At 75.0% G+C, this 14,401-nt stretch carries 11 protein-coding genes and 1 riboswitch; of the genes, 5 read left to right on the forward strand and 6 right to left on the reverse strand.

Going from position 1 to position 14,401, the window contains the following annotated elements:
* Positions 1 to 10 precede the first annotated feature (10 nt).
* The 4 genes from ACH4SL_RS08235 to yicI all read left to right on the forward strand — a co-directional run bounded on the left by ACH4SL_RS08235 (position 11) and on the right by yicI (position 5,967).
* On the forward strand, positions 11 to 1,024 hold the full coding sequence (locus ACH4SL_RS08235; RefSeq protein WP_398442616.1) for a ketoacyl-ACP synthase III family protein: 1,014 nt from the start codon (positions 11 to 13) through the stop codon (positions 1,022 to 1,024).
* A 33-nt stretch (positions 1,025 to 1,057) separates the two neighbouring features.
* A complete protein-coding gene (locus tag ACH4SL_RS08240; protein WP_398442617.1) occupies positions 1,058 to 2,365 on the forward strand; it encodes an aspartate aminotransferase family protein in 1,308 nt (435 codons plus the stop codon).
* A gap of 64 nt (positions 2,366 to 2,429) precedes the next feature.
* On the forward strand, positions 2,430 to 3,506 hold the full coding sequence (locus tag ACH4SL_RS08245) for a LacI family DNA-binding transcriptional regulator (RefSeq protein ID WP_398442618.1): 1,077 nt from the start codon (positions 2,430 to 2,432) through the stop codon (positions 3,504 to 3,506).
* A gap of 154 nt (positions 3,507 to 3,660) precedes the next feature.
* Positions 3,661 to 5,967, forward strand: coding sequence for an alpha-xylosidase (yicI, locus tag ACH4SL_RS08250; protein WP_398442619.1), 2,307 nt, complete (start codon positions 3,661 to 3,663; stop codon positions 5,965 to 5,967).
* A gap of 64 nt (positions 5,968 to 6,031) precedes the next feature.
* On the opposite strand, the gene metE is transcribed toward yicI, so the two are convergent.
* Complete coding sequence (metE, locus tag ACH4SL_RS08255; RefSeq protein WP_398442620.1) at positions 6,032 to 8,347, reverse strand: 5-methyltetrahydropteroyltriglutamate--homocysteine S-methyltransferase; 2,316 nt, start codon at positions 8,345 to 8,347, stop codon at positions 6,032 to 6,034.
* A 168-nt stretch (positions 8,348 to 8,515) separates the two neighbouring features.
* Positions 8,516 to 8,737: riboswitch (cobalamin riboswitch) on the reverse strand.
* Between the two features lie 90 nt (positions 8,738 to 8,827).
* On the opposite strand from metE, the gene ACH4SL_RS08260 reads away from it, so the two are divergent.
* Positions 8,828 to 9,559 carry a DUF2470 domain-containing protein gene (locus tag ACH4SL_RS08260; protein WP_398442621.1) on the forward strand — a complete coding sequence of 244 codons (732 nt, stop codon included), beginning with the start codon at positions 8,828 to 8,830 and terminating at the stop codon, positions 9,557 to 9,559.
* A gap of 10 nt (positions 9,560 to 9,569) precedes the next feature.
* On the opposite strand, the gene ACH4SL_RS08265 is transcribed toward ACH4SL_RS08260, so the two are convergent.
* From ACH4SL_RS08265 to ACH4SL_RS08285, 5 genes are all read right to left on the reverse strand, one after another.
* Positions 9,570 to 10,817 carry an NAD(P)/FAD-dependent oxidoreductase gene (locus ACH4SL_RS08265; protein WP_398442622.1) on the reverse strand — a complete coding sequence of 416 codons (1,248 nt, stop codon included), beginning with the start codon at positions 10,815 to 10,817 and terminating at the stop codon, positions 9,570 to 9,572.
* 76 nt (positions 10,818 to 10,893) lie between these two features.
* Positions 10,894 to 11,721, reverse strand: a complete 828-nt coding sequence (locus ACH4SL_RS08270) for an alpha/beta fold hydrolase (protein WP_398442623.1) — start codon at positions 11,719 to 11,721, stop codon at positions 10,894 to 10,896.
* A gap of 170 nt (positions 11,722 to 11,891) precedes the next feature.
* Positions 11,892 to 12,695, reverse strand: a complete 804-nt coding sequence (locus ACH4SL_RS08275) for a class I SAM-dependent methyltransferase (protein ID WP_398442624.1) — start codon at positions 12,693 to 12,695, stop codon at positions 11,892 to 11,894.
* A 123-nt stretch (positions 12,696 to 12,818) separates the two neighbouring features.
* Positions 12,819 to 13,244 (reverse strand): MmcQ/YjbR family DNA-binding protein, encoded by a 426-nt coding sequence (locus ACH4SL_RS08280; RefSeq protein ID WP_398442625.1) that lies wholly within the window; start codon positions 13,242 to 13,244, stop codon positions 12,819 to 12,821.
* Positions 13,245 to 13,297: 53 nt separating this feature from the next.
* Entirely contained in the window at positions 13,298 to 14,284 is a 987-nt protein-coding gene (locus ACH4SL_RS08285) for an oxidoreductase (protein WP_398442626.1), read from the reverse strand.
* Between the last annotated feature and the right edge of the window lie 117 nt (positions 14,285 to 14,401).

Raw genomic sequence — 14,401 nt, forward strand, 5'->3', positions numbered from 1 at the left:
TGAAAACACAGTGACTGCGACGGGGCTGAGCATCAAGGCGGCGACCCTCTGGCTTCCGGAAGACAAGGAGGGTCCGGCCGAGGGTGCGCTCAGCGCAGCGGACATGGAGCGCATCGGCATCTCGGAACTGCACGTCGCCCCGGAGGACGTCGCGCCGCCCCGGATGGCCGCGCAGGCCGCGGGCAGCGCTCTCGACAGCAGCGGCGTCGACCGCGGCGCCGTCGGCTGCGTGGTGCACGCGCACAGCTACCACCAGGGCTTCGACATGTGGTCGCCGGCCCACTACGTCGCCCACCAGGCCGGGATCGACGACGCGCTCCCCATCAACGTCCACCAGCTCTGCAACGGCGGCGCCGTCGCCCTTCAGATCGCGGCCAAGTGGCTGACCGCCACCCCCGAGCAGAGCGCGGTGCTCGTCACCAGCTCCGACCGCTTCAGCCTGCCCGGCTTCGACCGCTGGGCCAGCGACGACGACGCGACGTACTCGGACTCGGCGGCCGCGGTCGTCCTCGGCCGGACCGGAGAGGGCGCCGACGTCCTGCACCTGCTGTCGCTCGACATGGTGTCGGACTCCGAGTGGGAGATCCAGATGCGCGGGGAGGCCGACTTCACCTCCGTCCCGCTGGGCCACGGAACGCCGATCGACCTGCGCGCGGCCAACAAGGTGTTCCGGGAGTCCGGTGCGGCCGGGCGCATGGTCAAGCTCGCCGTCCCGAAGCTGCACGACCTGGTCATGGGCGCGCTCGCCAAGGCGGGCATCGGGCCCTCCGACATCAGCGCCGTCGCGCTGCCGCGGCTGACCAGGAACATGCGCGAGGGCATGTTCAAGCCCGCGATCAAGGAGTTCATCGGCGGCGACCCGCGCTACCTGGAGTGCACCACCGGCTGCCTCGGCGCCGGTGACTTCCTGGCGAACCTGGTGGACATCGAGGCCGACCTCAACCCGGGCGAGTACGGCATGCTCATCCAGGGGACCGGCGGATACACCTTCACCTGCGCCGTGGTCCAGGCACCCGTCAAGTAACGTCAGGCACCGCCGACCCCGGAAGAGACGGCCATGACGACGCCGAGCACATGGGACCACGACGACTACCCCCTCTGGCACGGGACGGTCCCCACGTCCACGATCCTGGAGCGGAACACCCCGCAGGACCTGTGGGTCAAGGGGGAGGGCAGCTGGCTGATCGACGCGGCCGGCAACCGCGCCCTCGACGCCCGCGCGGGGGTGGGCAACATGATGCTCGGCTACGGCCGGGCGGACGTGGTGGACGCGATGTGCCGGCAGGCGCGCGAGCTGCCGTACGTCTGCATGGTGCGGTGGGAGCTGCCGGCGCCGGTGGTCGTCGACCTGGCCCGGGAGCTCACCCGTATCGCCCCCGCAGGGCTGGACCGGGTGCGCTTCTGCCACACCGGTGGCGCGGCCGTCGAGAGCGCGATCCTGATGGCCCGCTCCTACCAGCGCAACACCGGCCACCGGGACCGCCGGCTGATCGTCGGCCTGCGCGACAGCTACCACGGCAGCCCGACCGCGGCCATGGCGGCGAGCGGGCAGCGCATCATGCACTGGACGTTCGGCCCGATGCCGGAGGGCTTCCGGCACATCCCCGAGCCGGCCGCCGACGACGACGGCACCGCGCTGGCCGGGCAGCTCGACGCGCTGGGCGCGGAGAACATCGCCGCGTTCGTCGTCGAGCCGGTGAAGGGGCGCAACGGGCAGCCGCTGCCCAGCGCCTACCTGCGCGCCGCGCGCGACTACTGCACGAAGCACGGCATCCTGCTCGTCTTCGACGAGGCCTTCACCGGCTTCGGACGGATGGGCGAGATGTTCGCGGCCGGCATCTCCGGGGTGGCGCCGGACGTCATGTGCCTGGCCAAGGGCATCACCGCCGGGTACGCGGCGCTGGGCGCGGTGCTCACGACCCGCGCGGTCCACGCGGCGTTCGACACCGGCAGCACGGTCTTCGCGCACGCGTCGACCACCGACGGCCACCCGGTCGCGTGCGCCGCCGCCCTCGCGGCGATCCGCGCGTACACCGCCGAGGACCTGGTGGCACGCGGCCGGGCGCTGGGCACGTACCTCGGCGACCGGCTCGGCGAACTGCTCGCCGGGGCGCCCGCCGTGAACGGCATCCGGACCGTCGGCGCCTACGTGGGCCTGGACCTGGTGGACGACAACGGCAGCCCGCTGTCGATGCCGGACCGGCGCGACCTGGAGCGGGCGTGCCGGGAACAGGGCCTGCTCGTCCACTACACGCCCGACACCGTCGTACTCATGCCGCCGCTGACGATGGCCATGGAGGAGGCGGAGTTCGCGGCCGAGCGGTTCGCCGGCATCGTCTCCGCCCTCCGTCCGGCGGCCGTCTGACCGTCCGCGGTTACCATGACGGCTCTCCCCGGCGCCGGTGGCCAGGGCGGACCGGAGGTCGACGATGGCCAGCATCAGAGACGTCGCGCGGCGCGCGGGTGTCGCTCCCAGCACCGTGTCCTACGTGCTGAACGGCGACCGCAGCACCACCGAGGAGACCCGGCAGCGGGTGCGCGAGGCCGTCGAGGCGCTCGACTACCACCCGCGGGCCGGCGCGCGCATGCTGCGCAGCGGGCGCACCCAGGTGGTGGCGCTGGCCCTGCCCCGCGGTGAAGGGGTGGGCGGTCCGGGCGGCGGACGGCACGCCGTGGACGGCCGGTTCGCGATCGAGACCGCCGACGCCGCCCACCGCCTGGGCTACGACCTGCTGCTGGCCACCTCGGGCGACAAGGCCTCGGGCCTGCGCCGGGTCGCGGTCAGCGGCCTCGCGGACGCCGCCGTGATCATGGCCGTCGACCTGGAGGACCCGCGTATCGAGGTGGTCAGGGAGCTGGACTTCCCGGCCGCGCTGATCGGGCGCCCGGCGGACGAGGCGGCCTTGCCGTGGATCGACCTCGACTGGGAGCAGGCCGCCGTGCTCGCCGTCCGCGAACTCGCGGTCGCCGGCCACCGCGAGGTCGTCTACCTCGGCTCCGCCGAGGAGGAGGTACGTGCCCGGCGCAGCGCCGCGCTCTACGGGATCGCGGGCGCCCGGCGCGGCGGCCGGGAGACCGGCGCCGCGGTCCGCGTCGCGCACACGGCCGACGGCCCCGCCGAGGCGGCCGGCCTGCTGCGCGTGCTGCTGGCCGGGCCCGCCGGGCCGCCGTCCGCCCTGGTCGTCCAGCATCCGACCGCCTGGAGCCACGTCCTGGCGGCGGCGGGCGCGCTCGGCCACCGGGTGCCGGAGGACCTGGCCGTCGTCGTCATCGGCTCGCTGCCGGGCGACTCCTCGTGCGCGCGGCTGCCGCGGATCGAGCTGCCCGTGCCCGCGATGGGCTCCACCGCCGTGGAGCTGGCCGTCGAGGACGCCGACGCGCGCCGCCCCGCCAGGGGCCGCGGGCGCGCCCGCGAGCAGGCCGCGCCCGGCGGATCCGCCCCCCGGCAGGTGCTCCTCGCCCCGGAGTTGCTCGGCGGCGGCGCGCTGCGCCCGCCGCCCGCCTGACCCGGCCGCGCCCCGCCGCCGCGCGCCGGGCGGCAGGTCCCGCCCGGAACACCCTTGCCGCCCCGCCCGGCAGTGCCTAACCTTGCCGGGACGGTCAGGAAATCGATTCGACACATGACCGGCGAGCGACCGGGCGACAGAGCAGGAGACCTCCATGAAGTTCACCGACGGCTACTGGCTGCTGCGGCCGGGCGTCACCGCCCGCTTCGCGGCCGAGGTCGCCGACGCGAGCGTCACCGAGGACCGCGTCACCCTGTCCGCGGCCGTCCGCGAGGTCGGCCACCGCGGCGACACCCTCAACAGCCCGCTGCTGACGGTGGAGTGCTGGTCCCCCGCCGAGGGCGTGATCGGTGTGCGGTCCACCCACCACGCCGGCGCCGTGCGCGGGCTCCCGGAATTCGCGCTGCCCGGCGAGGGGCGGTACGGGAGCGCGGTCCGCGAGGGCTCCGTGGTCGAGCTGACCTCGGGCGGGCTGAGCCTGCGCATCGACACCGAGCAGCCCTGGCACCTCGGTTTCAGCGCCGGCGGCACCCCGCTCACCTCCTTCGGCGAGAAGAGCCTCGGCTTCGTGACCGACGCCGAGGGCCGCCACCACATGGTCGCCCGCGCGGCCCTGGGCGTCGGCGAGTACGTCTACGGCCTCGGCGAGCGCTTCACCGCGTTCACCAGGAACGGCCAGAGCGTCGACGTCTGGCAGGAGGACGGCGGTACGAGCAGCGAGCAGGCGTACAAGAACGTCCCCTTCCACCTCACCAACCGCGGCTACGGCGTCTTCGTCAACCACCCCGGCAGGGTGTCGTACGAGATCGGCTCGGAGCTCGTCGGCAAGGCGCAGTTCAGCGTCGAGGACCAGTCCGTGGAGTTCTACGTCGTCCACGGCCCCGGCCCGAAGGAGATCCTCGCCCGCTACACCGCCCTGACCGGCCGCCCCGCGCTGCCGCCCGCCTGGTCCTTCGGCCTGTGGCTGTCCACGTCCTTCACCACGGACTACGACGAGGACACCGTCACCGGCTTCGTCCAGGGCATGGCCGACGCCGGAATCCCGCTGAGCGTCTTCCACTTCGACTGCTTCTGGATGCGCCCCTACCAATGGTGCGACTTCACCTGGGACCCCGCGGTCTTCCCCGACCCGGAGGGCATGCTGGCCCGGCTGAAGGAGCGGGGCCTGCGGATCTGCGTGTGGATCAACCCCTACATCGCGCAGAAGTCCCCGCTGTTCGCCGAGGGCGCCGCGCACGGCTACCTGGTCCGGCGGCCGGACGGCAGCGTGTGGCAGTGGGACCAGTGGCAGGCCGGGATGGGCCTGGTGGACTTCACCGACCCCGACGCGCGCGCCTGGTACGCGTCCAAGCTGCGCGTCCTGCTGGACCAGGGCGTGGACTGCTTCAAGACCGACTTCGGCGAGCGGATCCCGGTCGACGTCGCCTGGTCCGACGGCTCCGACCCGCGGCGGATGCACAACTACTACACCCAGCTCTACAACGAGACGGTCTTCGACCTGCTGCGCGAGGTGCGGGGCGAGGACGAGGCGGTGCTCTTCGCCCGCTCGGCGACCGCCGGCGGGCAGCAGATGCCCGTGCACTGGGGCGGCGACTGCGAGTCGACCTTCGAGGCGATGGCCGAGTCGCTGCGCGGCGGGCTGTCGCTGGGCCTGGGCGGCTTCGGCTTCTGGAGCCACGACATCGGCGGCTTCGAGGGCACCCCGACGCCCGAACTCTTCGCCCGCTGGGTGCAGTTCGGCCTGCTGTCCTCGCACAGCAGGCTGCACGGCAGCCGGTCCTACCGGGTGCCGTGGGAGTACGGCGAGCAGGCCGTCCCGGTCACCGCCGCCTTCACGCGCCTCAAGCACCGGCTGATGCCCTACCTTTACCGCGCCGCCGGGCAGGCCCGGGACACGGGCACGCCGGTGATGCGGGCCATGCTGCTGGAATTCCCCGACGACCCGGCCTGCGCCACCCTGGACCGGCAGTACATGCTGGGCGGCGACCTGCTGGTCGCCCCGGTCTTCAGCGCGGACGGCACGGTCGACTTCTACGTCCCCGCGGGCACCTGGACCAGCGTGCTGACCGGTGAGCGGGTCGAGGGCCCGGGCTGGCGGCGCGAGACGCACCCGCTCGACACCCTGCCGCTGCTCGCCCGGCCCGGCGCGGTGATCCCCTTCGGGGCCTCCTCGGACGGGCCGGTGTCCGACTGGGCGGACGGCGTGACCCTGCGGGTGTACGCGCCGGCCGACGGCGCCACCACCGTGACGCCGGTGCCCGCGCCGGACGGCTCGGGCACGCCGGTCACCTTCACCGTCACCCGCGCCGGTGACGAGATCACTGTCGAGACCGACAGCGCGCTGCCGTGGAACGTACTGCTGGCAGGCGTCGAGACCCCCGGGCACGGCGAGCCGCACCCGCTCGGCACGCTGCACCGGTGCGCGGCCGGGGTGACGCGGCTGGCGGCACGCCGGGCCTGACACGCGGCCGGTCCGGCCCGGCGCCCGGCGTTGCCGCGCGGCAACGCCGGGCGCCGGGCGCGGGTCAGGCGTCCAGCTCGGCGCGGACCGTGCGGGCCGCGGCCACCAGGTTCTCCAGCGACGCCCGGGTCTCGGGCCAGCCGCGGGTCTTCAGACCGCAGTCGGGGTTGACCCACAGCCTCTCCGCGGGGATGGCCTTCAGCCCGGTGCGCAGCATCCGGGCCGCCTCGTCGGCGCCGGGGACGCGGGGCGAGTGGATGTCGTAGACGCCCGGACCGGCCTCGCGCGGGTAGCCGTGCGCGGCCAGCTCGCGGGCCACCTGCATGTGCGAGCGGGCCGCCTCCAGGCTGATGACGTCCGCGTCGAGGTCGTCGATGGCCTGCACGATGTCGCCGAACTCCGCGTAGCACATGTGCGTGTGGACCTGGGTGTCCGCGCGCACCCCGGCGGTGGTGATCCGGAAGGCCTCGGTGGCCCACGCCAGGTACGCCGGCCGGTCGGCGGCACGCAGCGGCAGAGTCTCGCGCAGCGCGGGCTCGTCCACCTGGATCACGGCGGTGCCCGCGGCCTCCAGGTCGGCGACCTCGTCGCGCAGCGCCAGGGCGACCTGCCGGGCGGTGTCGCCGAGCGGCTGGTCGTCGCGGACGAAGGACCAGGCGAGCATCGTGACCGGTCCGGTGAGCATGCCCTTGACCGGCCGGTCGGTGAGCGACTGGGCGTAGGACGTCCAGCGCACGGTCATGGGCCCGGGGCGGGAGATGTCACCCGCCAGGATCGGCGGGCGCACGTACCGGGTGCCGTAGGACTGGACCCAGCCGTGCCGGGTGGCCAGGTAGCCGGTGAGCTGCTCGGCGAAGTACTGGACCATGTCGTTGCGCTCGGGCTCGCCGTGCACGAGGACGTCCAGGCCGGTCTTCTCCTGGAAGGCGATGACCTCGCGGACGGCGTCGCGCATCCGCTCCTCGTAGCCGGCGGTGTCGATGCGTCCGGCCCGCAGGTCGGCGCGGGCGGTGCGCAGCTCGCCGGTCTGCGGGAAGGAGCCGATCGTCGTGGTCGGCAGCAGCGGCAGCCGCAACCGGGCCCGCTGGGCGGTGGTGCGCTCGTCGTACGGCTGCGCGCGGCGGGCGTCGGCGGCGGTGACGGCCGCGGCCCGCTCGCGGACGGCCGGGTCGCGGGTGAGCGGGGAGGCCGCGCGCGAGTCGAGCGCGGCGCGGTTGGCGGCCAGCTCGTCGGCGACGGCCTCCGTGCCGCGGGACAGGCCCGCGGCGAGGGTGGCGATCTCGGCGGTCTTCTGCCGGGCGAAGGCGAGCCAGGGCAGCACCTGCGGGTCGAGGCCGGTCTCGGCGGCGGCGTCGAGCGGCACGTGCAGCAGCGAGCAGGACGCGGCGACGTCGACCTGACCGGCCAGCCCCAGCAGGGTGCCGAGGGTGGCGAGCGCCTTGCGCAGGTCGGCGGTCCAGATGTTGCGGCCGTCGACGACACCCGCGACCAGGCGCCTGCCGGGCAGTCCGCCGGCCGCCGCGAGGCCGTCGAGATTGCCGGCGGCCGGGCCGGTGAAGTCCAGGGCCAGGCCCTCGACCGGGGCTTCGGCCAGCACCGGCAGGGCCTCGCCGAGCCGGTCGAAGTAGGAGGCGACCAGCAGCTTCGGGCGGTCCGTCAGGGAGCCCAGCGCGCGGTAGGCGCGGGCGGCGGCGTCGAGTTCGGCGGCGTCCCGGTCCTGGACGAGCGCGGGCTCGTCGAGCTGCACCCACTCGGCGCCCGCCGCGCGCAGCCCGGCCAGCACCGCGGCGTAGACGGGCAGCAGCCGGTCCAGCAGGCTCAGCGGCTCGAAGTCCGCGGGCGCGCCGGGCGCGGGCTTGGCCAGCAGCAGGTACGTGACGGGTCCGACGAGCACCGGCCGCGGGGTCAGCCCCTGCGCCAGGGCCTCGGCCAGCTCGACGAGCTGCTTGGCGGGGTCGGGGGCGAAGACGGTGTCGGGCCCCAGCTCGGGCACCAGGTAGTGGTAGTTCGTGTCGAACCACTTCGTCATCTCCAGCGGCGCGACGTCCTGCGTGCCGCGGGCCATCGCGAAGTAGCCGTCGAGCGGGTCGGCCTCGACCGCGGCGCGGTGCCGCGCGGGGATCGCGCCGACCATGACGCTGGTGTCGAGGACGTGGTCGTAGAGCGAGAAGTCGCCGGTGGGCACCTCGTCGATGCCGGCCTCGGACAGCTGCCGCCAGTTGGCCCGGCGCAGCTCGGCCGCGGTCCTACGCAGCTCGGCCGCGGTGACGCGGCCCTTCCAGTAGCCTTCGACGGCCTTCTTCAGTTCCCGGTCGGCACCCTGGCGGGGGTAGCCGTACACGGTGGCCCGTGCTGCCGCGGCTGCGGGCTTGGTTGTCACGGAGATCTCCTTCACGAGACGGATCCCTGAGATCCCGGCGACGGGACGGGGGCGTGAAGGGTGACGCAGCCGGACGGGTCGGGACTGTTCCCCCCGAAAGGGGTACGTCCACCCGCCGGTTGTCGCCGACCCGCCCTCGAGGTCACCGGGATGTCCGTGCGCGGAACGGTCCGCGTACGGGCAACGGGCAGGTCTTCGGACTCGCGGGCGCTCTGCCGGAAGGCAGTTTTCCTACTGGCCGTCGCTTCCCAGGTCCGCGGCCCGGACCCAGTGCGTATGACGGCGGTCGTTCCCACTCACCGCTGCGGGGCAGTCCCGGATTCCCACCGGGTTCCCTCTTACGACGCGCCTGCCTGGCGGGCAGGGCGAACCAGTTGCACCACCCAGCGTAGAACGCCGCGGGACTTCCGGCTGCCGTTGTCCACATCCCGGCTCGGTGTCATATTAAGGTTAGGCTTACCTAAGTCCCGAGGAGGACGTGTGACCAGGACCGCCGATCCGCGCGAGCCCAGCGCCGCCGAGCAAGTCCGCAGCATCCTGTCGACCGCGGGCTCCGCCGGGGTGACGGCCAACGGTGCGCACGAGGACTTCCTGACCGGCGTGGCCGCCGACTTCGACGGCCGCGTCCTGCGGCTGCGCGTCCCCGTCGACAGCCGCACCGCCGCGGAGGCGTCCTGCGGCCCGGCGGTCGGCATCCCCGCGGTGCTGGAGTGGACGGACCTCGCGCCCGTACCCGTACGCGACCGGGTCCGCGCCCGGGTGCGGATCACCGCCCGGCTGCAGGCGCCCGAACCGGGGCCTGCCGGGGCGGTGCGGCTGCGGGCCGACGTCCGCGCCGTCGCGTTCGACGCGCGCGGGGCCCGCCACCTGGTCGCACCCGGCGAGCTGGCCGCCGCCCGGCCCGACCCGGTCGCCTCCGCCGAGGCGCGGCTGCTGCTGCACCTGGCCGAGGACCACCAGGAGCACCTGGACGAGCTGGCCCGGCTGCTGACGGACCGGCAGCTCGTCGATGTCACCCGCGTCGTCCCGCTCGCCCTCGACCGGCACGGCATCGTGCTGCGCCTGGAGCGCCCGTACGGCCACCTCGACGCCCGGCTGCCCTTCCCGCACCCGCTGACGGGGCCCGACGAGCTCGGCCACCACATCCACGCCCTGCTCACCCGCGCCTTCCACGAGCGGCACCACACCCGGTACGGCCGCCGACGCCGGTGACCGGACGCCGCTACCCGCCGGTCGCGCGGTCGGCGAGGATCTCGCGGGCGGCGCGTGCGCCGGAGGCGAGGGCGCCCTGCACGGAGCCGGTCGCGCGGTGGTCGCCGCAGACGTGGACACCGGGGGAGTGGCGGGTGGTACGGGAGAGCGGCCAGGGCGGTGGCATGGCCGGAAGCGCCTCCGGCACCGGGTAGACGGCCACCGGCTCCCAGCCGCGGGTGTCCGTCCCGTACAGCTCGGCCAGCACGTCGCGCACCCGCGCCTCCCGCCGCGCGGGGTCGTCCGCGCCCAGGACCGAGGTGGCCACCAGCGCCCGCCCGCGCGGCGCGTACGACGGCGCGACCTCGCTGAGCACCACCGTGTTGAGCACCCGCCGCGCGCTGTCCACGACCAGCGTCGGCTCGGCCAGCGGCGACCGCGGGGCGGCGTGGTAGTACGTGGTGACCGCGCGGACCGGCGGCACGGCGAGTCCCGGCAGCAGCTCCGCGGCGGCCGCCGGGCCGGTCGCGACGACCACCGCGCGGGCCGGCTGCTCCTCCCCGTACGCCGTCAGCACCCCTTCCCCGGTGAGACGTTCGACCGGGGTGCCGAGCACCACCGTGCCGTCCGGCAGGGCGGCGGCGAGCTGCTCGGGGACCGCGGCGACACCGCGGGCGGGCAGGCACAGCCTGCCGCGCATCATCGAGCGCCACACCAGGTGGAAGTAGCGGCTGGAGGTCTCCAGCTCGTCCTCCAGGAACACCCCCGACAGGAAGGGCCGCAGCAGCCGCTCCACCAGATCCTCGCCGATCGCGGCATCCGCCAGCGCCGTCCTGGTCGTCCGGTCCGGCGCCCGCTTGAGCGCCCGCGGCGGCGTGAGCAGATCCCGCCCGCACAGCATGACCAGCGCGGACACGTCCCGCAGCGAGCCGAGCCGGCCGGGCAGCAGATCGGCGGCCTGCCGCGGGGCCCGCGTCGGATCGGCGAAGCGCAGCATGCCCCGCGGGGTGCGCACCAGGACGCCGGGGCCGAACGGCCGCGCGTCCAGCTCGTCCACCCGCAGCCGGCGGCGCAGTTGCGGGTAGGACGGGTTGACGACCTGGAAGCCGCGGTCGAAGCGGAAGCCGTCCCGCACATCGGTGCGCATCCGCCCGCCGACCCCGTCGGACGCCTCCAGCACCCGGACCCGCAGCCCCGCGGCCACCAGGTCCTGCGCGCACGCGAGCCCCGCGAGCCCGGCGCCGACCACCACCACGTCCACCGCTGCCTTCGTCGCCACCGCGCTCTCCGTCCGCCGGGCCCGGCCGTCCCCCGGCGGCGCGGGCGGGCCGCGGCGCCGGGGGACGGGAGGGGAGTCACTTCGCCAGGAATTCCAGCAGGTCCTTGGTGAACTTCTCCTTGTCGCCGGGCACCAGCGCGATGCCGTGCGAGCCGCCCTCGTAGACCTTCAGCTCGGCGTCCTCGACCAGCTTCGCCGTCTTGGCGCCGGTCGCCGCGAAGGGCACGATCTGGTCGTCGTCGCCGTGCACGACCAGCGTCGGGACGTCGAACTTCGCGAGGTCCGCGTGGAAGTCGGTCGCCGCGAAGGCGTCCACGCAGGCCACGGCGCCCTCGATCGTCTCGTCCATCGCCATCAGCCAGAAGGCGTCCCGGTTGCCCTGGGTGGCCCGGCTGCCCTCGCGGTTCGCCCCGAAGAACGCCTCCGAGGTGTCCTTCCAGAACTGCGAGCGCTCGGCGAGGATGCCGGCCTTGATCTCGTCGAAGGCCTTCTGCGGCACCCCCTCCGGGTTGTCCGGCCCCTGGAGCATGATCGGCGGGATCGCCGAGAGCAGCACCGCCGAGCGGACCCTCTCCGTGCCGTGCCGGCCGATGTAGCGGGCCAGTTCGCCGCCGCCCATGGAGTGGGCGACGAGGGTGACGTCGCGCAGGTCCAGGCCGGTGATCAGGTCGTCGAGGTCGTCGGCGAAGGTGTCGAAGTCGTAGCCGTCGAAGACCGGAGTCGAGCGCCCGTGGCCGCGCCGGTCGTGCGCGATGCCGCGGAAGCCCGCGTCGGCCACCGCCTTGAGCTGGTCCTGCCACGCGTCGCCGCTGAGCGGCCAGCCGTGGATGAAGACCACCGGACGGCCATGGCCCCAGTCCTTGTAGAAGATCTCGACCCCGTCCCGCGTCGTCACGAAGGGCATGAAGATTTCCTCTCGCTCGCTCGGTCGCCTTCCCCCCGCGCGCCGCGTGCGTCACGGACGCCCCGCGGGCCCGGTGCGTCCCGCCCCTCGTTCCCGCCGCCGGATGCCGCTCCTCCCATGCTGCGCCTGTCCGCCGCTCCCGCAAGGCGAGCGGCGGCGCGGGCCTGCGGCTACCGCCGTGGCCTGCGGCCCCAGGCGGTGAGCAGGCCCGCCGAGAGCGCGGCGCACCGCGGGGAGTCGAGGTAGCGCAGGGCCGCGTCCAGGCCCGCGTCGTCGATCAGGCCGGTGGCGAGCATGGCCGGGCGGCTGCGCTGCCAGGTGTCGGCCCAGAAGCGGCTGATCGCGCTGCCCGGCAGCAGCGGCGGCACATGGATCCCGGCGCCCACGGATTCCAGCCCGGCCGCCCGCAGCAGCGCGGGGTAGGACGGCACCCAGGACGCGTCCGTCCCGATTGCGGCTTCCAGGCCCTGCCACATCGCGCGCATCGCCGCCGTGTACGGGGACGCGGGCGCCCGGTCGCCGGTGAGGTCGACCGCGTCGCCGAGGACCAGGAAGCCGCCCGGCTCGACCAGCTCCGCCAGCCGCCGGACCATGCGCTCGGGCTCGGGCAGGTGCATCAGCAGGAACCGGGCGTGCACCAGCCGGAAGGAGCCGGGAACCGCGTCCGGGGCCGCGGTGACATCGGCTTCCAGCACGTCGAGGCCGGGCACCGGGCGGGCGGCGAGGAAGCGCACGTCGCGGTCCACGGCGAGCACGCCGTCCACCCCGGCGTCGGCCAGCAGCCGGCGCGCGACCGTACCCGTACCGGCGCCGGCGTCGAGGCACCGCCAGCCGGGGCCCGCACCGAGGGCGCGCAGGTGGGCGAGCGTGACGTCGTCGTACGCGAGGGCGCCGTAGTCGATGCGCTCGCCCTCGCCCTCCCGGCCGGGCGGGAAGGCGTCCTCGCCGTAGCGGCCGGAGGAGGAAGCGGGCACGGCGGGACCTCTTCACGGAAGCGGGCGGCGGGGCCGGCGGGCGGGGCGCCCTCCATCCTGCGCGGGGCGCCGCCCGCACCGCCGGGGGCGCGCCGGGCCGGGCGGCCCGACGGCCCGCACGGCTCAGCGCGTCCCGTCGTCGGGTATCCCCGGCCCTCGCACCCCGTTCTCACGTACTCCGTTCTCGCGTACCCCGGGCCAGTCCAGCCGCAGCTGCTCGCGGCGCGGAAGCCTGGAGACGATCAGGTCGTAGGAGTCCTCGACCATCTCGCGCACCTGGTCGTCGGGCAGCGCCCCGTCCAGGCGCACCGTGTTCCAGTGACGCTTGTTCAGATGCCAGCCGCCGGTGATCTCCGGGTGGGCCGTACGCAGTTGCAGCGCCACCTCCGGGTCGCACTTCAGGCTCACGCTCAGCGGCTCGGCGTCCAGCGCGGTGATCGCGAAGATCTTTCCGCCGACCTTGAAGACGGACGTCTCCGCGGTGAACGGGAAGGTCTCCTCGGCCCCGTTCATTCCCAGGCAGATGGCTTTGAGCGCGTCCGGTGTCATGAGGGCCAGTGTGCCGTGCGGCACCGACAGCGGCCGGGCCGGCCCGCGGCCCGTCAGCCCAGCGCCGCCAGCAGCTCGCGCTCCCGTCCGGCGCTGAGGCCCGCCCTGCGCTCCCGGTCGAGCCCCTCAGCGCGCTCCCAGCGCAGCGTGTCGGCGAGCATCTCCGCGCGCGGGCGGTGCCGCAGCCCCGCGGCGCGCGCGGCGGCCCCGGTGCGGGCCGACCAGCCCTCCCAGCCCGGCTCGGCCACCCACATCGGCAGCGACTCGGGCCCCATGTACTCGGCCACGCCGTTCGCGAGCAGCCACGCGGAACCGGCCGCGACCACCGGGCCGGTGTGCCCGCCGAGGGTGCGGGACAGCTCCAGCCACTCGCCGAACGGGACGACCGGCCCGACCGCGTCGAAGGTGCCGGTGGTCCGGCTCTCCGCGGCGTCGAGCAGCCACCCGGCGAGATCCCGCACGTCGACCGCCTGGGTGGGCCGGTCCGGCGTGTCGGGCACGAGCATCGGGCCCCGCGGGTCGCGCGCGGCGCGGGCCACCCAGTAGCCCGAGCGGCCGCTCCGGTCGCCCGGCCCGCCGATGAGCCCGGCGCGGGCGACGAGCAGCCGGTCGCCCACCGCGGCCGCCGAATCCCGCTCGCAGGCGGCCTTCGCCTCGCCGTAGAGGGCGCTGTCCACCTCGTCCAGCGCGGTCGGGGCCAGCAGCGGCGTCGACTCGTCCGCGCCCGGCACGGCGTGCGAGGCGTAGGCGCTGACGGAGGAGACGTACGTCCAGTGCCGCGCCCGGCCGCCGAGCGCTTCGAGCGCCCCGCGCACGAAACCGGGCTGCCAGGACACCTCGACGACCGCGTCCCACTCCCGGTCGGCCAGCGGCCCGTACGCCGCGGTGTCCCGCCGGTCGGCCGCCACCAGGGCGGCCCCCTCCGCGACGTCCCCGCTCTCCCCGCGGGCCAGGCACGTCACCGCGTGCCCCTGCCCGACCGCCTGCCGCGACAGCTCGCGCCCGAGCCACGCCGTTCCGCCCAGCACCAAGATCTCCATCCCCCCACCCAAGCACCGCGCCCGCCGCGCGCCCAGGCCGGTTCGCGGACGGCGGATTCGCGGACGGCGGATTCGCCGCCGTCCCGCGGCCGTCGTGCCGGCGGGCGGGCCGCCCGG

Source organism: Streptomyces sp. NPDC021020 (assembly GCF_044333285.1).
Lineage (GTDB): Bacteria > Actinomycetota > Actinomycetes > Streptomycetales > Streptomycetaceae > Actinacidiphila.

Bases quoted from the DNA above. Each gene is read 5' to 3' on its own strand.
- ACH4SL_RS08240 (WP_398442617.1), top strand. From the start codon at position 1,058: ATGACGACGCCGAGCACATGGGACCACGACGACTACCCCCTCTGGCAC.
- ACH4SL_RS08270 (WP_398442623.1), bottom strand. From the start codon at position 11,721: ATGCCCTTCGTGACGACGCGGGACGGGGTCGAGATCTTCTACAAGGAC.
- ACH4SL_RS08245 (WP_398442618.1), top strand. From the start codon at position 2,430: ATGGCCAGCATCAGAGACGTCGCGCGGCGCGCGGGTGTCGCTCCCAGC.
- ACH4SL_RS08285 (WP_398442626.1), bottom strand. From the start codon at position 14,284: ATGGAGATCTTGGTGCTGGGCGGAACGGCGTGGCTCGGGCGCGAGCTG.
- yicI (WP_398442619.1), top strand. From the start codon at position 3,661: ATGAAGTTCACCGACGGCTACTGGCTGCTGCGGCCGGGCGTCACCGCC.
- ACH4SL_RS08280 (WP_398442625.1), bottom strand. From the start codon at position 13,244: ATGACACCGGACGCGCTCAAAGCCATCTGCCTGGGAATGAACGGGGCC.